Origin of the sequence: Streptomyces sp. NPDC057617 (assembly GCF_042800555.1) — a bacterium.
Taxonomy (GTDB): domain Bacteria; phylum Actinomycetota; class Actinomycetes; order Streptomycetales; family Streptomycetaceae; genus Streptomyces.
Window position 1 is genome coordinate 118,226 of the sequence record NZ_JBHVGV010000010.1, and the last position, 20,017, is coordinate 138,242.

Below are 20,017 nucleotides of genomic sequence, written 5' to 3' on the forward strand. Positions count from 1 at the left end.
TCGCTCTGTCCAGGGAGTGGTACCAACACCCCTTCCTCCTCCTCTGGGAGGCCCGGTTCGGCGGTACGCCGGACCGGGCCTCCGTTTTTTCGGTGGTTAGGGTGCCGGGGTGCTCACTGTGACGACCGTGAATGTGAATGGCCTCCGCGCCGCCGCCAAGAAGGGGTTCGTGGAGTGGCTGGCGGAGACCTCCGCCGATGTGGTCTGCCTCCAGGAGGTACGGGCCGAGCCGGAGCAGCTTCCCGAGTCCGTACGGGCGCCCGAGGGCTGGCATGTGCTGCACGCCCCGGCGGCCGCCAAGGGCCGTGCCGGTGTCACACTCCTTTCGCGCCGCGAGCCCGACCGTACCCGGATCGGCTTCGGCGGCCCGGGAGTTGGCGGTACCGAGTTCGATACGAGCGGGCGGTACGCCGAGATCGAGCTGCCCGGGGTGATAGTGGCCAGCCTGTATCTGCCGTCCGGCGAGGTGGGCACGGAGCGGCAGGACGAGAAGGTCCGGTTCATGGACGCGTTCCTGCCGTATCTGGAGGGGCTGAGGAAGAGCGCGGCGGCCGACGGGCGCGAGGTGCTGGTCTGCGGCGACTGGAACATCGCGCACCGGGAGGCCGACCTCAAGAACTGGCGCGCCAACCGCAAGTCCTCCGGGTTCCTGCCCGAGGAGCGCGCCTGGCTGACCCGGATCTACGACGAGGCCGGCTATACGGATGTGATGCGCGCCCTGCACCCGGACCAGGAGGGGCCGTACTCGTGGTGGTCGTACCGCGGCCGCGCCTTCGACAACGACACGGGCTGGCGCATCGATCTCCAGGTCGCGACCCCCGGTCTGGCCGGGCGCGCGGTCAAGGGGTGGGTCGAGCGGGCGGCGACGCACGAGGAGCGGTGGAGCGACCACGCGCCGGTGACGGTGGTGTACGAGAGCTGAGCCCCGCGGCCCGTACGGGTCCCGGCCGCGCTGTCAGGCGTCGTGCGGCGCGGGCTCCGCGCGCAGCCTGCGGTCCAGCGCCATCGACAGCTCCGCCTCTACGACCCCCTTGGCCAGCGGGCGGAGCTTGGCGGTGTCCGGGGCGGTGATGTGGGCGGCGAGGACCGTGGCGAAGAGATCGGCCAGGGCCTCCGCGTGGACACGGACCCGGCGGGCGGTCTCCAGGATGGTGGCGAGAGGGACTCCCGCGCGGACCAGGGCCGCCGAGGCGTCGAGCAGCCGGCGGCTGATGTGGACGATCTCGTCGCCGTCCGTGGCCAGATAGCCGAGTGAGAGGGCGGCGGCCAGATTCTCCCCGGTGGCCTCGCCCTCGAAGTGGTCCGCCAGCTCCTCGGGGGAGAGCCGGACCGGGGTCTCCTCGGTCGGTATGCCGAGGCCGAGCACTTCGCCGACATCGCGCCCGCTCTCGAAGGCGGTGGCGAGGTCGGCGATGCCGTTCAGGGTGTGGCCGCGCTCCAGCAGGGCCGCGATCGTACGGAGCCGGGCGAGATGGTGGTCGTCGTACCACGCGATCCTGCCCTCGCGGCGGGGTGGCCGTATCAGCCCGCGCTCGCGGTAGAAGCGCACGGTGCGGACCGTGATGCCCGCCTCGCGTGCCAGCTCCTCCATGCGGTACTCCATGCCGGGCAGCTTATGTCGTACCCCCGGTAACGTGTTTTGGCCCGCCCCCTACCCATGAGTACGGAGCTGCTCTACGCTCCGGATTGCGCCAGTGATCGCTGGCGTGGTTCGTGATGTTCCGGCGTCAGGAGGCGGGATGGGCCAGCACGTACGCGTGGCGGTGGTCGGATCCGGATTCGGCGGGCTGGGGGCGGCCATACGGCTGCGCAGAGAGGGAATAACCGACTTCGTCGTCCTGGAGCGGGCCGGTTCGGTCGGCGGGACCTGGCGGGACAACAGCTATCCCGGGTGCGCCTGCGATGTGCCGTCCCATCTCTACTCGTTCTCCTTCGCGCCCAACCCCGACTGGCCGCGCGCCTTTTCGGGACAGCGGCACATAAGGGCCTATCTGGAGCGGATCGCGGACGCCTTCGGGCTGCGGCCGCATCTGCGGACCCATCACGAAGTCCTGTTGATGCGCTGGGACCCGGACGCCCTGTACTGGGAGATAGAGACCTCGCGGGGCACCTTCACCGCCGATGTGGTGGTCTCCGCGGCCGGGCCGCTCTCGGATCCCCGGATCCCGGACATCCCGGGGCTCGCCGGATTCCCCGGGAAGGTCTTCCACTCGGCGCGCTGGGATCACGACTACGAACTGCGCGGCAAGCGCGTCGCGGTGATCGGCACGGGTGCCTCCGCGATCCAGATCGTCCCCGCGATCCAGCCCGATGTGAGCAGGCTGACGCTGTTCCAGCGGACCCCGCCCTGGGTGATGCCGCGCGCCGACCGCGCGATATCCGCGGCCGAGCGCCGACTGCACCGGGCGCTGCCCTTCACCGCGGCCGCCCGGCGCAAACTGCTGTGGGGCATAAGGGAGTTGCAGGTCCAGGCATTCACCAAGCGGCCGAACGAACTCGGGCTCGTCGAATCGCTCGCCAAGGCCAATATCGCCAGGGCCGTCAAAGACCCGGCTCTGCGGGCCGCGTTGACACCTTCGTACCGCATCGGGTGCAAGCGGATCCTGCTGTCCAGCTCGTACTATCCGGCGCTCGCGCGGCCCAATGTCGAGGTGGTGGCCTCGGGCCTCGCCGAGGTGCGCGGCTCCACGCTGGTCGCGGCGGACGGTACGGAGTGCGAGGCGGACGCGGTCGTCTTCGGGACCGGCTTCCATGTGACGGACATGCCGATCGCCGAACGGGTCGTCGGCGCCGAGGGGATCACGCTCGCCGAGGCCTGGCGGAACGGCATGGAGTCGCTGCGCGGCGCGACCGCGGCCGGCTTCCCCAACTGGATGACCATCATCGGCCCCAACACCGGTCTCGGGAACTCCTCGATGATCCTGATCATCGAGTCCCAGTTGAACTACATGGCCGACTTCCTGCGGCAGTTGGACGGCCTGGACGTCTTCGGCGGGCGCGTGGCACTCGCGCCGCGGCCCGCCGCCGTCCGTACCTGGAACCACCGGGTGCAGGAGCGGATGAAGCGGACCGTGTGGAACACCGGCGGCTGCACGAGCTGGTATCTGGACGCGAACGGGCGCAACACCACCATCTGGCCCGGTACGACAGCCGAGTTCCGCCGCGCCACGCGCCGCGTCGATCTCTCGGAGTACGAGGTGATCCGCGCCGCCGGGCCGCGCGAGGGTGTGCGGTCGCCGGCGGGCGAGCGGGAAACGGTCCGGTGAGCGGGGTGCCCCGGGGCGGTGAACGGCGTGAGCTGACCGCCGTCTCCGCCGACGGATCCCGTATCCACACCGAGGTGTACGGCCGCGCCGGCCGGCCCGCGGTGGTTCTGGCCCATGGCTGGACCTGCCGTATCGGCTTCTGGGCGGACCAGATCGAGGACCTGGCCGCGGACCACCGGGTGATCGCGTACGACCAGCGCGGGCACGGCCGTACGGCACTGCCGGGACGGGGGCGTGGCCGGGGCGGGTACTCGACCGAGGCGCTCGCCGACGATCTGGAAGCGGTGCTCGCCGCCACGCTGGAGCCGGGCGAGAAGGCCGTGCTGGCCGGGCATTCGATGGGCGGGATGGCGCTGATGGCCGCCGCCCGCAGGCCCGCCTTCCGTGAGCACGCGGCGGCCGTTCTGCTGTGCAGTACGGGCAGTTCGCGGCTGGTCGCCGAGGCGCGGGTGATTCCGATGCGCGCCGGGCGGGTACGGACGCGGCTCACCCGGCTCGTCCTCGGCGCCCGCGCCCCGCTCGGCCCGGTCACACCGCTGTCCCAACGGATCCTGCGCTACGGGACGATGGGCCGGGGAGCCGCGCCGGAGCGGGTCGCCCGGTGCGCGCGGATCGTGCACGCCTGTCCGCGGCGCTCCCGGGTCGCCTGGTCGCATGTGCTCGGCGGGCTCGATCTCGACGCGGAGGTACGGGAGTTGAGGGTGCCCGCCGCCGTGCTCGTGGGGACGGCCGACCGGCTGACCCCGCCCGTCCAGGCGCGGGCGCTGGCCGCCGCGCTGCCCGACTGCGCGGGGCTGACCGAACTCCGCGGGACCGGCCATATGACCCCGGTGGAGGCCCCGGACATCGTCACGGCCAGGCTCCGTGAGCTGGTGTGCACCCATCTGAGCGGCGGCGGACGAGAGGGAGCGCACACAGCGTAACTGATCGAAATGCGCGGAATGTCGGGGCGTGTAAGTCTGGTCGAGGCCCCACCCCCCACCTCTTCCAGGAGTGAAATTCCATGGGTATTTCCGACCAGTTCAAGGACAAGGCGCAAGAGCTCGGCGACCGGGCGAAGTCTCAGATGGGCGACAACCAGCGCGACGAGCAGTCGCAGCGCGGGCAGCAGAACCGTCAGGGTCAGGGCCAGGGCCAGCAGGGCCAGGGCAGCCAGGGCCAGCAGAACCGCCAGCACGGCCAGCCGGGCCAGCACGGGCAGCAGGGTCAGCGTTCTCCGCAGGCCAATGACCGTGCGCAGGAAGGCCGTGACCCCGCGGCGCGCAAGGCGCAGGACGCGCGTGACGAGTTCGACGACCACTTCGACGCCTGATCGAAGCGCTTGAGGGCCTGACAGGAGGCGCACCCGGTTCGCCGGGTGCGCCTTTTGTCTGCTGCCGGCCGGCTGCTGTTTCTGTGTCCTCAAGCGCCGGACGGGCTGGCTGTGCTGTGTCCTCAAGCGCCGGACGGGCTGGCTGTGCTGTGTCCTCAATCGCCGGACGGGCTGGAAAGAAAGACAGCCACAGCCGGCTGTGCGGTGTTCTCAAGCGGCGGACGGGCTGGAAGTGGCAAGGGCGCTAGCCGGTGGTGCGCGGGGGGAGTTTTGGGCGGCGCAGGTCGGGGACGGCCTCGTATCCGGGCGGTGCCGACGCCGGGTGTCCCGCCAGCAGATCCAGCGCCACCCACACCGCGTCGTCGAGCTGGGCGTGCCGCCCCTCCGCCCAGTCGAGGGGGGTGCGCAGGGCCTCGATGTCCGGCTCGACACCGTGGTTCTCTATGGACCAGCCGTACGCGTCGAACCAGGCCGCGTTCATCGGCACCGTGATGACCGTACCGTCGCCGAGGCGGTGGCGGCCGGTGATGCCGACCACCCCGCCCCAGGTCCGCTGGCCCACCACCGGGCCCAGATTGAGCAGCCGGAAGGCCGCGGTGATCATGTCGCCGTCGGAGGAGGTCGCCTCGTCGGCGAGCGCGACGACCGGGCCGCGCGGGGCGTTGGAGGCGTACGAGACGGGCTGGGCGTCACGCGTCAGGTCCCAGCCGATGATCTTGCGGGTCAGCTTCTCCACGACCAGCTCACTGATATGGCCGCCCGCGTTGCCCCGTACGTCCACGATCAGCGCGGGACGCGAGACCTCCAGCCGCAGATCGCGGTTGAACTGGGCCCAGCCGGAGCCGCCCATGTCGGGGATGTGGAGATAGCCGCACCTGCCGCCGCTGATCTCCCGTACCACCTCACGGCGTTTGGCCACCCAGTCCTGGTAGCGCAGCGGGCGTTCGTCGATCAGCGGGACGACCGCGACCCGGCGGGGAGCGCTCTTGCGCCCGGCGGGCCTGAAGGTCAGCTCGACCGTGGTGCCTCCGGCCGCGGCCAGCAGCGGGTATGGGCCCGCCACCGGGTCGACGGGCCGGCCGTCGACATGGGTGAGGACCGCGCCCGCGCGGATCCCCGTACCGGCCAGTGGGGAGCGGGCCTTGGAGTCGGAGGAGTCGCCGGGCAGGATCCGCTTGATCATCCAGTCGCCGTCGCGGCAGACGAGATTGGCGCCGAGCAGTCCGATCGGGCGCTGGTAGTGCGGCGGGCCCTCGTTGCGGCGGGCGGGCGTGACATAGGCGTGGGAGGTGCCCAGCTCGCCGAGGACCTCGCGGAGCAGATCCGCGAACTCGTCGGGGGAGGCGACCCGTTCGACCAGCGGACGGTACTGGGCGAGGACCCCGTCCCAGTCGATGCCGCACATCCGCGGCTCCCAGAAGTACGCGCGGATCAGGCGCCCCGCCTCCTCGAAGGCCTGGCGCCACTCGGCGCCCGGATCGACGTCGTGCAGGATGCGGCGCAGATCGAGCAGGACCGTCGAGTCGCCGTCACCGGGCTCGGTGGCGGGTACGGCGCGCAGCTCGCCGTCGTCCACGACCACCAGTCTGGTGCCGTCGCCGCTGACCGCGAACCAGTCCAGATGGCCTACGAGTTCGCTCTTACGGGCCTTCGCGATGTCGAAGTGTTCGAGGGTGGGGCGGCCCGACATGTCCGCGGGGTTGGCGAAGGTCTCGCCGAGCGCGCCCGAGATCGGCCAGCGCAGCCAGACCAGCCCGCCGCCGCTGACCGGGCGCAGCGCCGAGTACTTGGACGCGGTGACGGGGAAGGGGGTGACCCGGTCGGCCAGGCCCTCGACCTCGACCGTGACCGTCCCGCCGCCTGCGCCCGCCTGCGCGGCTGCCTCCTCCGGCTCGCTGTCCGCCGGGTCGAGCCCGCCCGCCGCGGGCCGGCCGTCCGGCGACAGCGCGAAGGGGGACGGGGTCGCGGAGGACAGCGGTACGAGATAGGGGCGGCAGCCCAGCGGGAAGGAGAGGTCGCCGGTGTGCACGTCGTACACCGGGTCGAAGCCGCGCCAGGACAGGAAGGCGAGATAGCGGCCGTCGCTGGTGAAGACCGGATTCTCGTCCTCGAAGCGGCCGTTGGTGACATCGACGACCGTACGGGCGAAGCTGCCGGAGATCTTGGCGAGCTTGATCTGGCGCAGGGAGCGGCCGATGCCGGGGTGGGACCAGGTGAGCCAGCCGCCGTCGGGGGAGAAGGCGAGGTCGGCGACGGGGCCGTTGACGGAGTGGATGAGTTCGGTGACGGCGGCGGGAGTGTCCTTGACGGTCTCGTCCTGAGCCGCGTCCGGCGCCCCGCCCGTGGGCTCAGGGGGCTCGGGACGCTCTGCCGGCTCGGCGGGCTCCCCGGTTATCTCCTCCATGTCCTCGCTGTCCTCCGGGACATCGATCAGCAGCAGCCTGCCGTCGTGCGAGGCGATCGCTATTCGCTCGCCCTCCGGGTCCGCGACCATCTCCCGCACCCGGCCGAGCCGGCCCGACGCCAGCCGGAGCGGCTCCCGGTCGCCGCTCGCGCGCGGCAGATACGCGATCTCTATGGCGTCCTCGCCGTCCGCGTCGGTGATGTACGCGACCTTGCCGCCGCTGCCGAGCATCTCGGGGAGCCGTACCCGTACGCCATGGGTGTCGGCGATCGTACGGGCCGGGCCGTCGCGGTGCGTGAGCCAGTACAGGCTGCCGCGTACGGACACGGCGCTCGCCCGGCCCGTGGTGTCCACGGAGATCCCGTTGACATGGCTGGCCGCCGGGACCTGGTAGGGGCGCCGTCCGGCGCGCTGGCCGCCGAGCCGTACGTCCAGCCTGCGCGGCACCGAGCCGGCGGTCAGGTCCTCGACCAGCCAGAGTTCGCCCGCGCACTGGTAGACGATCCGGTGGCCGTCGGAGGAGGCGTGCCGGGCGTAGAAGGCGTCGTGGTCGGTGTGGCGCAGGAGATCGGTGCCGTCGGGGAGGCAGGAGTAGAGATTGCCGATGCCCTCGTGGTCGGAGAGGAACGCGATGCGTCCGCCGACGAACATCGGGCAGTCCAGATGGCCCCCGAGGTCCGGGAGCAGCCGCTTGCCGTGCAGCCAGAGCCGTCCCATGGCCCCGCCGCGGTACCGCTTCCAGGCGGCCGGCTCGTGCGGGGGCTTGCCGGTGAGCAGGAGCGTACGGTGCTCGCCGCCGATGTCCGCGACGGCGATGTCGTTGACCGGGCCCCAGGGCAGCGCGCCGCCGGGGGAGCCGTCGGTGGGCAGGCTGTAGGCCCAGGCGAAGTAGGAGAACGGCTGGCCGTGCGAGGAGACCGCCAGGATCTGGGGCTCGTCGCCGGTGCCCGGGGCAGGGGGTGTCCAGCCGCAGACGCGGGTGTCGGTGGCGCCCCAGTAGGTCAGGCGGTGGGCCGGGCCGCCGTCCACCGGGGCGAGATGGATCTCGGGGTCGAGGCTGCGCCAGGTCGTATAGGCGATATGGCGGCCGTCGGGCGAGAAGCGGGGATGACCGACTCTGGTCCGGTCGACGGTCAGCCGCCAGGCGCGTTCGGGCCGGTGCCCGGCCGGCACGAGGGGCGCGACCCAGAGGTCGTCCTCGGCGGCGAAGCACAGCAGGTCGTCGTGGAGGTGCGGGAAGCGTAGATACGCGACGTCGTCACTCACCCCCCAATGCTGCCCTTTTTGAGCGCGAAGCGCCTCTGACAGGTGTTATGCGGCCACTGGAGAGGTGTGGTGCAAGCCACAAGCGAAACGGGGGCGTTTCGCTGGACGGCCGGGTTATCTTCGTACTGTACGAAACCGTTTCGTTCGGAGGTCGGTAGGCATGGCACGCAGCAGGCTCACGCCGGAGCGCGAGGCCGAGCTGTACGGTGCCGTGCTCGACCTGCTGCGCGAGGTCGGCTACGACGCCCTCACCATGGACGCCGTCGCCGCCCGTACCCGGTCCAGCAAGGCGACCCTCTACCGCCAGTGGGGGAGCAAGCCGGAGCTGGTCGTCCGGGCGATGCGGTACAACAAGCCCGTCCACACCGACCAGATCGACACCGGCTCGCTGCGCGGTGACTTCCACGCGATCGTGGACCGCACCGACGACTGCCGGGTGGAGAAGGACTCCGCGCTGATGCGGGGTCTGTTCCACGCCGTCCATGACAATCCCGACCTCTACCAGGCGTTCCACGCGCTGCTGATCGAGCCCGAGATCCAGGGGCTTCAGGAACTGCTCCAGCGCGCGGTGGACCGCGGCGAAGTGGCCGCGGACAATCCGGCGCTGCAATACACCATGCACATGCTGTTCGGTGCCTTTGTGGCCCGCCAGTTGATCGAGGACCGGTTGGTCGACCGCGCTTTCCTCGCCTCCTATCTCGACGCCGTGGTCCTCCCCGCGCTCGGCGTCTGACCACCCGCACCCCCCGCAATCCCCGGTACGTCCCCACCGTCCCCGCGGGACTCTCCCCAGCAGCACCCCTGCACCTGACGCGTGCCGCTCTCTCGCCGTCGGGCCGGCTCCCCATGCCCTTTCCGTCGACAGACCGGGAGTACGCCCTCGTGGCCACGTTCCTCTACAAGATCGGACGGCTCGCCTTCCGGCGCCGCCATTTCGTCGCCCTGCTGTGGGTGGCCCTGCTGGCGCTCGCCGGGGTCGGCGCGGCCTCCGCGTCCGCCCCCGCGGCCAGTTCCTTCTCCATTCCGGGAACGGAGGCCCAGAAGGCCTTCGACCTGCTCGAACAGCGCTTTCCCGGGGGCAGCGCCGATGGCGCGACCGCCCGGGTCGTCTTCAAGGCACCCGCCGGCGAGAAGATGACCGACGCCGCCAACAAGGCCGAGGTCCGCTCGGTCGTGGACGAGCTGTCCGCGGGCTCGCCGCAGGTCTCCTCGGTGTCCGACCCGTACACCGCCAACGCCGTCTCCAAGGACGGCACGACGGCCTATGTGTCGGTCTCGTACAAGGTCAGCGGGATGGAGCTGACCGACGAGACCCGCAGTGCGCTCGAAGAGACGGGTGCGGACGCGCGGGCGCAGGGGCTGGCGGTGGAGATCGGCGGTGACGCGCTCCAGGCGGCGCCGGAGACGGGGGCCACCGAGATCATCGGGGTGGCCATCGCCGCGGTGGTGCTCGTGATCACCTTCGGATCGCTGATCGCGGCCGGGCTTCCGCTGCTCACCGCGCTGATCGGGGTCGGTATCGGGATCTCCGTGATCACCGCGCTCGCCAATGTCCTGGACCTGGGCTCCAGCACCTCCACCCTGGCGATGATGATCGGCCTCGCGGTCGGGATCGACTACGCGCTGTTCATCGTGTCCCGCTACCGGGCCGAGCTGACCGAGGGCCGCGAGAGGGAGGAAGCCGCCGGGCGGGCGGTCGGCACCGCCGGGTCCGCTGTGGTCTTCGCCGGGCTGACGGTCGTCATCGCGCTGGTCGGGCTGGCCGTGGTCAATATCCCGATGCTCACCAAGATGGGCTTCGCCGCCGCCGGTACGGTCGTGATCGCCGTCCTCATCGCGCTCACCCTCATCCCGGCGCTGCTCGGCTTCGCGGGCAAGCGGGTGCACGGCCGCAAGGCCCGTACCGCGCTGGAGAACGGTACGCATCACCACAAGGCCAATATGGGCACCCGCTGGGCGCGGTTCGTACTGCGCCGGCCGGTCGCCGTCCTGGTCACGGCGGTCGTGGGGCTGGGAGCGATCGCCGTTCCCGCCGCGTCGCTGGAGCTGGGCCTGCCCGACGACGGGTCGCAGCCGGTGAGCACCACCCAGCGCAAGGCGTACGACCTGCTGTCCGACGGCTTCGGGCCCGGCTTCAACGGGCCGCTGATGGTCGTGGTCGACGGCAAGGCCAATGACAACGCCAAGGCGGCGGCCACCGAGGTCGCGGACACCGTACGGAAGATGGACGGCGTGGCCGCCGTCACCCCGTCGACCGTCAACAAGGCGGGCGACACCGCGACCATCACCGTGATCCCCGAGGACCGCCCGTCCTCGGTCGACACCGAGAACCTGGTCCACTCCATCCGTGACACCGGCGGCGAGATCAAGGCGGACAACGGCGCCGAGGTCCTGGTCACCGGCGCCACGGCGATGAACATCGACTTCTCGGAGAAGATGAACGCGGCGCTGATCCCGTATCTGGCGCTGGTCGTCGGGCTGGCCTTCCTGCTGCTGATGCTGGTCTTCCGGTCCGTACTCGTACCGCTGAAGGCGGCCCTCGGCTTCCTGCTCTCCGTCGTCGCGGCGCTCGGCGCGGTGGTCGCGGTCTTCCAGTGGGGCTGGCTGGGGAGTCTGTTCGGGGTCGAGCAGACCGGGCCCGTGATGTCGATGATGCCGATCTTCATGGTGGGTGTGGTGTTCGGCCTGGCCATGGACTACGAGGTGTTCCTGGTCACACGGATGCGCGAGGCGTACGTCCATGGGGAGCGGCCCCCCGAGGCGATCGTCACCGGCTTCCGGCACGGGGCGCGGGTCGTCTCGGCCGCCGCGGTGATCATGATCGCGGTCTTCGCGGGCTTCATCGGCTCCAGCGAGGCGATGATCAAGATGATCGGCTTCGGACTGGCGATCGCCGTTTTCTTCGACGCCTTTGTGGTGCGGATGGCGATCGTGCCCGCGGTGCTCGCGCTGCTCGGCAGGAAGGCCTGGTGGCTGCCGCGCTGGCTGGACCGGGTGCTGCCCAATGTGGATGTCGAGGGCGAGGCGCTGCGCAAGCGGCTGGAGGCGGCGCCGGAGGGCGGCCCCGAGCCCGAGCGCGAACTGGTGGGCGTCTGAGACCAGCGCCCGGAACAGCGGATAGCTGAGGCACGGTTCTCCCGGGGCGCTGGAGAACACGCCTCACCCGAGACGCCGGGACCGTCGCGTGAGCGGCGCGCGGACCCGGTACGCACCGGCAGCCGTGGGGACGGGAGCCGGAGCGGTGCACGCGGCCCGGTCGGGCACCTCTGGGAGGTGCGGGACCGGGCCGCCGTGCCGTACGCGCCGTGCCTGCCGCCGGGGCGGGGGATCAGGTCCGGTGGAGGAGCCTGCCCAGCTCGTTCTCCACCTGGATGTCGTGCCGCTCCTCGCCCGCGGGGACCATCGCGTACGAACTCTTCAGGAACCGGCGCAGTGGCATGGCGTCGAACTGCACCATCGCCACGCCCTCCGGCGAGTGGAATTCGAGGATGGTCTGTGCCCGGCCGCACGGCCACACCTGTACGTCACCGGTGCCGGCGGGCAGCCGCAGCCCCTGGTCGAGGAGGTCGCGCGCGAACGCCCACACCACCTCTTTGCCGTCGAGGGAGACCGAGGCGGGGAAGACGATGCGCATGGCGAGTGGGTCCGCGCCGTCATAGCGGAGGGTGACGGAGACGGCTTTGGAGTGGGGGGCGTCCGTGATGAGACGGCATTTGGCGGGCTGCTCGACGACGGGTGACATCGGCTGGCTCCTCTGCGGCTCATGCTGCTCGACTGCTCGTGCTGCTCATGCTGCGCACAGGACATTTAGTACTTAATTGTACAAACACTCTGAATTTATCCACAGTTTTACCGGTGGCTCATCCGGCGAGCACTGTCGCGGCAACTCGCGTACAACCTGCTCTTGCGAACTGTTCGCAACAGGTGCCTACTATCACGTCCATGCATGTACCTGATGGATTCATCGATGTCCCCGTCTCCGTCGCCACCGGTGTCGTCGCCGCGGGCGCGGTGGCCGTCAGTCTGCGTGGCGCACGCCGTGAGCTGGACGAGCGCACCGCGCCGCTCGCCGGACTGGTCGCCGCTTTCATCTTCGCCGTACAGATGCTCAACTTCCCGGTGGCGGCAGGGACGAGCGGCCATCTGCTGGGCGGAGCGCTGGCGGCGATACTCGTCGGTCCCTATACCGGCGTCCTCTGTATCTCCGTCGTTCTGCTGATGCAGGGCATCCTCTTCGCGGACGGCGGGCTCACCGCGCTCGGCGTGAACATCACGGACATGGCCGTGGTGACCACCGTCATCGCGTACGCGCTCTTCCGCGGCCTGGTCAAGGTGCTGCCCCGCACCCGCCGCTCGGTGACCGTCTCCTCCTTCGTCGCCGCGCTGGTGTCCGTACCGGCCGCGGCCCTCGCTTTCACCGCCCTCTACGCCATCGGCGGGACGACGGACGTACCGCTCGGCCAGGTGCTGACCGCGATGGTCGGCGTCCATGTGCTCATCGGGATCGGCGAGGCCGCGATCACCGCGCTGACGGTCGGCGCGGTCATCGCCGTACGGCCCGACCTGGTGTACGGCGCGCGGGGGCTGTCCGCGCCGCTGAAGCTGCGGGTGGGCGGGGAACTGGTCGACGCGGCGCCCGCCGCCCCGGCCCCGGTGGCCGCACGCTCGGGCGGTTCGCCCCGTACCCTCTGGGCCACCGGCCTGGTCACCGCTCTCGTCCTGGCCGGCTTCGTCTCCTTCTACGCCTCGGCCAGCCCCGACGGCCTGGAGAAGGTCGCCGCGGACCACGGCATCGACAAGAAGACCGAGGAGCACGCCACCGCCGACTCCCCGCTCGCCGACTACGGGGTCAAGGACATCACCAACGCACGGATCTCCGGCGGTCTCGCCGGGGTGATCGGGGTCGGCGCCACGGTGGTCGTGGGCAGCGGGATCTTCTGGACGGTACGCCGCCGCCGTACCGCCAACGGCGCCGGCTCAGGCGCCGGCACCGTACCGGCCGGGAACGCCTGACATGGGCGCGGGCCATGCCCACAAGCTCTACCGGCACGGGCACTCGCCCGTCCATGAACTGCCCCCGCACTGCAAGCTCGCCGCCGTCTTCTGCTTCGTCATCGTGGTGGTCTCCACCCCGCGCGAGGCGGTCTGGGCCTTCGCGCTGTACGGGGTGCTGCTCGCGGCCGTCGCGGCGGTGGCCCGGATCCCCGTCGGGTTCCTGCTGCGCCGGCTGCTGATCGAGATCCCGTTCGTGGCCTTCGCGGTGCTGATGCCGTTCGTGGTGCCGGGCCCGCAAGTCCGGTTCCTGGGGCTGTCGTTGAGCGTGCCTGGACTCTGGGGCGCCTGGAACGTGCTGGCCAAGGGGACGCTGGGGGTCGGCGCGTCCGTGATCCTCGCCTCCACCACCGAGCTGCGCTCGCTGCTGCTCGGCCTCCAGCGGCTGCGGCTGCCGTCCCTGCTCGTACAGATCGCGTCCTTCATGATCCGGTACGGCGACGTCATCACCGACGAGATGCGCCGGATGTCGATCGCCCGGCGCTCGCGCGGCTTCGAGGCGCGGGGCGTACGGCACTGGGGCGTCCTCGCCAAGTCGGCGGGCGCGCTCTTCATCCGTTCCTACGAGCGCGGCGAGCGGGTGCATCTGGCGATGGTGAGCCGGGGGTACGCGGGCACCATGCCGGTCATCGACGAGGTGACCGCGTCCCGGGCGCAGTGGACGCGTGCTGCGGCCCTCCCGCTGTCGGCGCTCGCGGTGTGTCTGCTTGGCTGGACCCTATGACCGTATCTTCCGTTTCTCCCGCAGAACCGGCGCCGCCGCCGTCCCTTGAGGTCAGCGGGCTCGCGTACGCCTATCCGGACGGGCATCAGGCCCTCTTCGGTGTCGATCTGACCGTCGGACGCGGCGAGCGGGTCGCGCTGCTCGGGCCCAACGGCGCCGGAAAGACCACCCTCGTCCTGCATCTCAACGGGATCCTGACCGCCGGGGCCGGCACGGTCGAGGTCGCCGGGCTGCCGGTCGCCAAGCGGAATCTGGGCGAGATCCGGCGCCGGGTCGGCATCGTCTTCCAGGACCCGGACGACCAGCTCTTCATGCCGACCGTACGGGAGGACGTGGCGTTCGGCCCGGCCGCCGCCGGGCTGCGCGGGTCCGAACTGGACGCGCGTGTGGTCACCGCGCTCGGCCAGGTCGGGATGTCGGAGTACGCGGACCGGCCGCCGCACCATCTCTCCTTCGGGCAGCGGCGCCGGGTGGCCGTCGCGACCGTACTGGCGATGCATCCGGAGATCCTGGTCCTCGACGAGCCGTCGTCCAATCTGGACCCGGCGTCCCGGCGTGAACTGGCGGACATCCTGCGGTCGCTGGACATCACCGTGCTCATGGTCACGCACGACCTGCCGTACGCCCTCGAACTCTGCCCGCGCGCGGTGATCCTCAGCCAGGGCGTCATCGTGGCCGACGGGCCGACCGGGCGGATCCTCGGTGACCAGGACCTGATGGCGGCCCACCGGCTGGAGCTGCCCTTCGGATTCGACCCGCGTTCCGTGTCGCCGGGGCACGTTGCACCATAGAGGGGGTCGCGCCGCCGGGGCGTGGCGGTATGCGGTGCGACGGGGTGGGTGGCGTGGGCGTGGACGTCCAGGGCACGGTGGCGGCGGGCTTCGAGCCGGTCAGGGACGCTTTCGTACGGAACTTCGAGCGGCTCGGCGAACGGGGGGCGGCGGTCGCCGTGTTCCGGGACGGGCGGAAGGTCGTGGACCTGTGGGCGGGGACGCGAGACGTTGACGGGGCTGGGGCCGGGGCCGGGGCCGGGGTGGGCTCCGGGCCGGGGTTTTCGGATGCTGCGGCCGGGCAGGGCGGGCCGGGCTTTTCGGGTGCCGCCGCCGAGTGGGTGCCGGGTGCCGCGCCGTGGGCCGTGGACACCGCTCAGATCGTGCGCTCGGCGACCAAGGGGGTCACCGCCGCCGTACCGCTCCTCCTCCACCAGCGCGGCCAGATCGATCTCGACGCCCCGGTCGGCACCTACTGGCCGGAGTTCAAGGCCGCGGGCAAGGAGCGGGTGCTCGTACGGCATCTGCTCTCGCACCGCGCCGGCGTGCCCGTACTCGACCGGCCGCTGACCCCGGCCGAGGCGCTCGACGGGGAGTCCGGGCCGCGGGCGATGGCCGCACAGCGGCCCGTCTGGGAGCCGGGCACCGCCCACGGCTACCACGCGCACACCTATAGCTGGCTGATCGCCGAACTGGTCAGGCGGGTGACGGGCCGTGGTGTCGGGCGGTGGATCGCCGAGGAGATCGCCAGGCCGCTGGGGCTGGACTTCTGGGTCGGGCTGCCCGCCGAGGAGGCGCACCGGGTCGGCCGGATCGGACGGCTGGACGAGCCGACAGCCGTCGGGGGTGAGCTGCGGCTTCGGCCCAAACGGTCGGTGTCGGAGGCGTACCGCGACTCGGGTTCGCTCACCCGCCGCGCCTTCGGGGTGATCGACCCGCGGCCCGACGAGAACGACCCGGCGTACCGGGCCGCCGTGCTCCCCGGCTCGGGCGGTATCTCCACGGCGCGGGCGCTGGCCCGGTGCTACGCCGCGATGATCGGGCCCGTCGACGGGTACCGGCTGTTCGCGCCGGCCACGCTGACCCTGGCGCGTACGGAGGAGTCGGCGGGCCCGGACCGGGTCCTGGTCGTCTCCACCCGCTTCGGCCTGGGCTTCATGCTGCACGGACCGGCGGCGCCGCTGCTCGGTCCTGGCTCCTTCGGACATCCGGGGAGGGGCGGCTCGCTGGGCTTCGCGGACCCCGAGTCGGGGATCGCGTTCGGCTATGTGACGAACGGGATGCGCAAGGGGGTCACGGCGGATCCCCGCGCACAGGCGCTCGTACGGGCGGTGCGGTCCGTACCGTCGGTGGCGTCGGCCTTCTGAGGACGGTGACGGTCGCGGCACGCCCCGCCGGTGTCATACGGGGTCGCGGTCGGCTTCATGCGGGGTCGCGGCCGGTGTCGTGAGGGGTCACGGCCGACGTCATGAGGGGTCGTGCTTCTCGCGCTCCGAGTTGACCGGCACCACATTGGTGACGTCCACCGCGGGGCGCAGGGCTTCGGCGAGCTTGACGGCGTCGTCCACCGCCCACAAGTGGGTGAAGAACAGACGCGGTTCCTCGTACAGGCCGTGGTTGTGCACCTCGACGAGCTGGATCCCGCCCTTGCGCAGGATCGTCAGGACCTCCTGGACCTCGTCGGCGACCATGGCGAAGTCGCCGTTGAGCGCGGCCCGGCCGCGGCCCACGGCCTGGAAGTTGAACGCCGAGGTCGCGCCCAGGCCCGGAGGCAGCACCCGGCCCCGCTCGACGATGGTCTCGCGGCGGGCGAAGACGCACTTGTAGATTCCGCCGTCGTTGGAGCCCTTGACCCCCATCACCTCGTCGATCGCCGCGATGTCCAGATCGGGGCGTGGCGGCTTGCCCGGCGGCTTGCCCGGGGGCCTGGCGGGCGGGCTCGCCGTCCGGTCCATCGCCGCGCGCAGACCGCGGGCCAGCTCCGCCGCGTCATGTCCGTGCCCGTGGATATGGCACCACCAGACGTCGGGGGAGTGGGAGAGCAGGTGCTTGTGCAGGGCGGTCACGGCGATGCCGTGCTGCGTCAAGACGTCGAGCACCCCCTGGAGTTCCTTCTCGGTGACATTCAGATCGCCCATGACCAGGTGACTGTGGTCGGCGTACCGGACGAAGCCCATGTGCGAACCCAGGGCGAGCCCGGGGCTGACCTTGACCCCGTACGAGACCACCTTCAGGTCGCTGCGCGGGAACCGGGTGTGGTAGAAGACGCCGCGTACGAGTTCGCCCGTACGGCCGAGGGCGTCCGCCACGCCCTTCCAGTCCGCCAGGGTGGTGGGCACCGGTTTGAGCGGACCCTTTCCACCGCCCCCGCCCCTCTCCCCGGGGTCCTCGGTCACTTTCGCGGCCTCGGCCTTCTTGGGGGGCTCGGTGAGGGCGATGACGGTGCCCGCCCCGGCCAGCACCGGCGCCAGCGCGGCCGCGATCACGAGACGCCGACGCGGTGGGGCGGCCGTGTCGTAGGCGTATGTGGCGGTATTCGCTCTCGTGTCAGGTTCTTGCCGTGATTCTCGGCTCATCACATTTGTACCTCCGTGACGAGATGAAAACATGATCCGCCGGAGCGCGCGATCCGCGGAACTGCGCGCGGGGGCACGGGAGGTCGGGTGCGGACTGTGGGCTCCGGTGCGCGTCGTGGGCTCTGGTGCCGTTGCCGCGTCGGCGACATGATCGTCCGATGAGACGTTTCGAGGGATACGGCGTACTGATCACCGGAGCGGGCCGCGGCATCGGCGAGGCGACCGCGCGCCGGCTGGCCCAGGAGGGAGCGCGCGTCCTGGCCACCGACCTGGACGAGGAACGGGCGGCGCGGGCGGCGGAGGCGATCCCGGGCGCCGTACCGTACGGCTGCGACGTGGCCGACCGTACCTCCGTGGACGCGGCCGTCGCGTACGCCGTCGAACGCTTCGGCGCGCTGGACGTCCTGGTCAACAACGCCTACTCCTGCGCGCTGGACGCCCCGCTCTTCGAGGACGAACCGGACGAGTCCTGGGCGCACGATCTGGACATCACCCTGACGGGCGCGTTCCGCTGCGCCCGCGCGGCGCTTCCGCACCTGGTGGCGTCGGGCAGGGGCGCGATCGTCTCGATCGGTTCCGTCAACGGCGAGCAGGACTTCGGCAACCACGCCTACAGCGCGGCCAAGGCGGGCCTCGCCGCGCTCACCCGCACCCTCTCGGGCCACGCGGCGCCCCGGGGCGTCCGCGTCAACCTCGTGACCCCCGGGACAATCCACACGGACGCCTGGGCAGGCCGCGAGGAGCGCCTGGACCGCGCGGCGGCCCACTACCCGATGGGCAGGGTCGGCACGCCGGAGGATGTGGCGTCGGCCGTCGCGTTCCTGGCGTCCGCGGATGCCGCGTGGATCACGGGCGCCACGCTGCCGGTGGACGGCGGGCTGCTCACGAGCAACGTGGGACTGAGACGGGCGCTGGGCGCGGAGGTGTGAGGAGTGGTGGGGCGTTGGGGCGGCGGGGCGTCGGCCGGGGGGTGTACGTACGGCCGCGCCCGGCCGGATTTCGGCCGGACGCGGCTCGCGCGCCCGGCACTCAGTTGGCAAGCAGCATCAGGCCGATGCCCACCACCATCAGGCCCGCCGCCGCGATCCTGGGGGTGCCGAAGCGTTCCTTGAAGAAGACCGTCCCGATGGCCGCGCCCACGATGACGGAGGACTCGCGCAGTGCCGCGACCGGGGCGAGAGGCGCGCGGGTCTGGGCCCACAGGACCAGACCGTAGGCCAGCATGGAGAGGGCCGCGCCGAGAAGGCCGAGAAAGGCGTGGGGGCGGAGCTGGGTGAGGAGCAGGGCGCGGCGCGTGTACAGCGCGTACGCCGGGATCAGCAGGCCCTCCAGCATCATCAGCCAGGCGATGTAGCCGACGGGTGAGCCCGCGTTCCGTACGCCTACGCCGTCCACGACCGTGTACAGGGCGATGGACAGGCCGGTCGCAAGAGCGGCCAGCAGCGCGGACCAGTCGGGTCCCGTCCGGGGAACCCCCGTTCGACCGCCGTACGACCCCCGTATCCCCCAGAGCGCGAGGCCCAGCAGCCCCACCGAGGCGACCGCGACGCCCGTCGCCTGCCAGACGTCCAGCGACTCGCCGACGAACACCGCCGCCAGCAAGGTGACCACCAGGGGCGCCGTGCCCCGCGCGATCGGATACATCTGGCCGAAGTCCCCGAGGCTGAACGAGCGCATCAGCAGGAGCAGATAGCCGACATGCAGCAGCGCCGAGACGATCAGATACGGCCAGGCCGCCGCGTCCGGCAGTGGCGCGAAGCACGCGACGACCGCACCGAGCACCGTCGCGCCCCCGGCGATCAGGGTGCAGGCGACGAGTTGGTCTTTCATGGAGTGCGCGATGGCGTTCCAGCTCGCGTGGGTGAGTGCGGAGACCAGGACCGCGACGGCGACGAGCGGCGTCACGCCTCGCGCTCGCGTACGTCCACGAGAGTGCCGCCCGCGTACGTGACCAGTGACGCCGGGGCCATCGGGAACACCGTGTGCGGGGTGCCCGCCGCCGCCCACACCACGGCGTGTGCGAGCAGCCCCCGGTCGGCGAGCACGCGGGTCTTCGTACGGTGGCCGAAGGGCGGGACGCCGCCGATGGCGTATCCGGTGGTCTCCCGTACGGCATCGGCGTCGGCCCGCTTCACGCCCACCGCACCCAACTCCCGCCGTACCCGCTCCACATCGACCCGTGAGGCGCCGTCCATCAGGACCAGTACGGGCACCCCGTCGGCCTCGAAGACCAGCGACTTGACGATCTCGCCGAGACCGCAGCCGATCGCGGCGGCGGCCTCCGCGGCGGTACGGGTGGCATCGGGGAAACGGCGGATCCGCGCCTTGACCTCATCCAGGCCCAACTCGCGCAGGGCTTTGGCGAACCGGGGGTGGGCGGCGGACGGGTTGGTGCCGGGAGTGCTCATGCGCCGCACGCTAGCGGTCAGGGCATGCTGCCTACCACCGCCTTTACCCGGAGCCCCGCGCCCCTGGGATTCCCTGGCACTGTCCGCCACCACGGCCGCCGTGCAAGGGGTCAGGCCCGTCATACGCCAAGAGCGCATCGCGCGGGAGTGCTCCGCTCACGCCGGACAAGCGGGGCAAGGCCGTCCCCCCCCGGAGATGATCGGCTCCGAGGTGGCCCGTACCGTTCCGCTGCCCCTGT

The 20,017-nt window shown here is 71.4% G+C and carries 17 protein-coding genes; 11 read left to right on the forward strand and 6 right to left on the reverse strand.

Translation table 11 applies throughout. The features are described 5' to 3' along the window. The first annotated feature begins 109 nt into the window (after positions 1-109). Complete coding sequence (locus tag ACFU9P_RS24590) at positions 110-922, forward strand: exodeoxyribonuclease III (RefSeq protein ID WP_384084440.1); 813 nt, start codon at positions 110-112, stop codon at positions 920-922. A gap of 33 nt (positions 923-955) precedes the next feature. Here ACFU9P_RS24590 and ACFU9P_RS24595 read toward each other — a convergent pair whose 3' ends face one another. After that, on the reverse strand, positions 956-1,591 hold the full coding sequence (locus ACFU9P_RS24595; RefSeq protein ID WP_376376134.1) for a MerR family transcriptional regulator: 636 nt from the start codon (positions 1,589-1,591) through the stop codon (positions 956-958). Between the two features lie 148 nt (positions 1,592-1,739). On the opposite strand from ACFU9P_RS24595, the gene ACFU9P_RS24600 reads away from it, so the two are divergent. The 3 genes from ACFU9P_RS24600 to ACFU9P_RS24610 all read left to right on the forward strand — a co-directional run bounded on the left by ACFU9P_RS24600 (position 1,740) and on the right by ACFU9P_RS24610 (position 4,578). Next, on the forward strand, positions 1,740-3,266 hold the full coding sequence (locus ACFU9P_RS24600; protein ID WP_384084443.1) for a flavin-containing monooxygenase: 1,527 nt from the start codon (positions 1,740-1,742) through the stop codon (positions 3,264-3,266). Beyond that, complete coding sequence (locus tag ACFU9P_RS24605; RefSeq protein ID WP_376376092.1) at positions 3,263-4,189, forward strand: alpha/beta fold hydrolase; 927 nt, start codon at positions 3,263-3,265, stop codon at positions 4,187-4,189. Before ACFU9P_RS24600 ends, ACFU9P_RS24605 begins: the two co-directional genes overlap by 4 nt. Before the next feature lie 80 nt (positions 4,190-4,269). Then, on the forward strand, positions 4,270-4,578 hold the full coding sequence (locus ACFU9P_RS24610; RefSeq protein ID WP_384084446.1) for a hypothetical protein: 309 nt from the start codon (positions 4,270-4,272) through the stop codon (positions 4,576-4,578). A 244-nt stretch (positions 4,579-4,822) separates the two neighbouring features. Here ACFU9P_RS24610 and ACFU9P_RS24615 read toward each other — a convergent pair whose 3' ends face one another. Next, positions 4,823-8,248, reverse strand: coding sequence for a S41 family peptidase (locus ACFU9P_RS24615; RefSeq protein WP_384084449.1), 3,426 nt, complete (start codon positions 8,246-8,248; stop codon positions 4,823-4,825). Positions 8,249-8,408: 160 nt separating this feature from the next. Between ACFU9P_RS24615 and ACFU9P_RS24620 the strand changes: the two genes are divergently transcribed. Together ACFU9P_RS24620 and ACFU9P_RS24625 are read left to right on the forward strand one after the other, a co-directional pair. Then, positions 8,409-8,981: a TetR/AcrR family transcriptional regulator gene (locus ACFU9P_RS24620; RefSeq protein WP_376376086.1), complete on the forward strand. Its 573-nt coding sequence runs from the start codon at positions 8,409-8,411 to the stop codon at positions 8,979-8,981. Positions 8,982-9,130: 149 nt separating this feature from the next. Then, on the forward strand, positions 9,131-11,344 hold the full coding sequence (locus ACFU9P_RS24625) for an MMPL family transporter (protein ID WP_384084452.1): 2,214 nt from the start codon (positions 9,131-9,133) through the stop codon (positions 11,342-11,344). 232 nt (positions 11,345-11,576) lie between these two features. Here ACFU9P_RS24625 and ACFU9P_RS24630 read toward each other — a convergent pair whose 3' ends face one another. Next, complete coding sequence (locus ACFU9P_RS24630; RefSeq protein WP_376376082.1) at positions 11,577-11,990, reverse strand: SsgA family sporulation/cell division regulator; 414 nt, start codon at positions 11,988-11,990, stop codon at positions 11,577-11,579. A 200-nt stretch (positions 11,991-12,190) separates the two neighbouring features. Here ACFU9P_RS24630 and ACFU9P_RS24635 point away from each other — a divergent pair, with 200 nt between their 5' ends. Genes ACFU9P_RS24635 through ACFU9P_RS24650 form a run of 4 tightly spaced genes read left to right on the forward strand, consistent with a single transcriptional unit; the run spans position 12,191 to position 16,161 of the window. Then, the gene (locus tag ACFU9P_RS24635; protein WP_384084455.1) at positions 12,191-13,261 is read left to right on the forward strand and encodes an energy-coupling factor ABC transporter permease; all 1,071 of its coding nucleotides are present in this window, start codon (positions 12,191-12,193) and stop codon (positions 13,259-13,261) included. 1 nt (position 13,262) lies between these two features. After that, positions 13,263-14,024 carry a cobalt ECF transporter T component CbiQ gene (gene cbiQ / locus ACFU9P_RS24640; protein ID WP_376376078.1) on the forward strand — a complete coding sequence of 254 codons (762 nt, stop codon included), beginning with the start codon at positions 13,263-13,265 and terminating at the stop codon, positions 14,022-14,024. Then, positions 14,021-14,815, forward strand: coding sequence for an energy-coupling factor ABC transporter ATP-binding protein (locus tag ACFU9P_RS24645; protein WP_384084458.1), 795 nt, complete (start codon positions 14,021-14,023; stop codon positions 14,813-14,815). Before cbiQ ends, ACFU9P_RS24645 begins: the two co-directional genes overlap by 4 nt. Positions 14,816-14,874: 59 nt before the next feature. Further along, positions 14,875-16,161, forward strand: coding sequence for a serine hydrolase domain-containing protein (locus ACFU9P_RS24650; protein WP_384084787.1), 1,287 nt, complete (start codon positions 14,875-14,877; stop codon positions 16,159-16,161). A 99-nt stretch (positions 16,162-16,260) separates the two neighbouring features. Here ACFU9P_RS24650 and ACFU9P_RS24655 read toward each other — a convergent pair whose 3' ends face one another. After that, positions 16,261-17,370, reverse strand: coding sequence for a DUF1259 domain-containing protein (locus tag ACFU9P_RS24655; RefSeq protein ID WP_376376074.1), 1,110 nt, complete (start codon positions 17,368-17,370; stop codon positions 16,261-16,263). A 158-nt stretch (positions 17,371-17,528) separates the two neighbouring features. On the opposite strand from ACFU9P_RS24655, the gene ACFU9P_RS24660 reads away from it, so the two are divergent. Further along, a complete protein-coding gene (locus ACFU9P_RS24660; RefSeq protein WP_384084461.1) occupies positions 17,529-18,299 on the forward strand; it encodes an SDR family NAD(P)-dependent oxidoreductase in 771 nt (256 codons plus the stop codon). A 100-nt stretch (positions 18,300-18,399) separates the two neighbouring features. On the opposite strand, the gene ACFU9P_RS24665 is transcribed toward ACFU9P_RS24660, so the two are convergent. Next, entirely contained in the window at positions 18,400-19,275 is an 876-nt protein-coding gene (locus ACFU9P_RS24665) for an EamA family transporter (protein ID WP_384084464.1), read from the reverse strand. Beyond that, positions 19,272-19,778, reverse strand: a complete 507-nt coding sequence (locus tag ACFU9P_RS24670) for a YbaK/EbsC family protein (RefSeq protein WP_384084467.1) — start codon at positions 19,776-19,778, stop codon at positions 19,272-19,274. The genes ACFU9P_RS24665 and ACFU9P_RS24670 overlap by 4 nt, the downstream gene beginning before the upstream one ends. Positions 19,779-20,017: the final 239 nt, after the last annotated feature.

Excerpts from the sequence above, each read along its gene's own strand:
- ACFU9P_RS24595 (WP_376376134.1), bottom strand. The coding sequence starts at position 1,591 with ATGGAGGAGCTGGCACGCGAGGCGGGCATCACGGTCCGCACCGTGCGC.
- ACFU9P_RS24600 (WP_384084443.1), top strand. The coding sequence starts at position 1,740 with ATGGGCCAGCACGTACGCGTGGCGGTGGTCGGATCCGGATTCGGCGGG.
- ACFU9P_RS24610 (WP_384084446.1), top strand. The coding sequence starts at position 4,270 with ATGGGTATTTCCGACCAGTTCAAGGACAAGGCGCAAGAGCTCGGCGAC.
- ACFU9P_RS24620 (WP_376376086.1), top strand. The coding sequence starts at position 8,409 with ATGGCACGCAGCAGGCTCACGCCGGAGCGCGAGGCCGAGCTGTACGGT.
- ACFU9P_RS24630 (WP_376376082.1), bottom strand. The coding sequence starts at position 11,990 with ATGTCACCCGTCGTCGAGCAGCCCGCCAAATGCCGTCTCATCACGGAC.
- ACFU9P_RS24635 (WP_384084455.1), top strand. The coding sequence starts at position 12,191 with ATGCATGTACCTGATGGATTCATCGATGTCCCCGTCTCCGTCGCCACC.
- cbiQ (WP_376376078.1), top strand. The coding sequence starts at position 13,263 with ATGGGCGCGGGCCATGCCCACAAGCTCTACCGGCACGGGCACTCGCCC.
- ACFU9P_RS24645 (WP_384084458.1), top strand. The coding sequence starts at position 14,021 with ATGACCGTATCTTCCGTTTCTCCCGCAGAACCGGCGCCGCCGCCGTCC.
- ACFU9P_RS24655 (WP_376376074.1), bottom strand. The coding sequence starts at position 17,370 with ATGAGCCGAGAATCACGGCAAGAACCTGACACGAGAGCGAATACCGCC.
- ACFU9P_RS24660 (WP_384084461.1), top strand. The coding sequence starts at position 17,529 with ATGAGACGTTTCGAGGGATACGGCGTACTGATCACCGGAGCGGGCCGC.
- ACFU9P_RS24670 (WP_384084467.1), bottom strand. The coding sequence starts at position 19,778 with ATGAGCACTCCCGGCACCAACCCGTCCGCCGCCCACCCCCGGTTCGCC.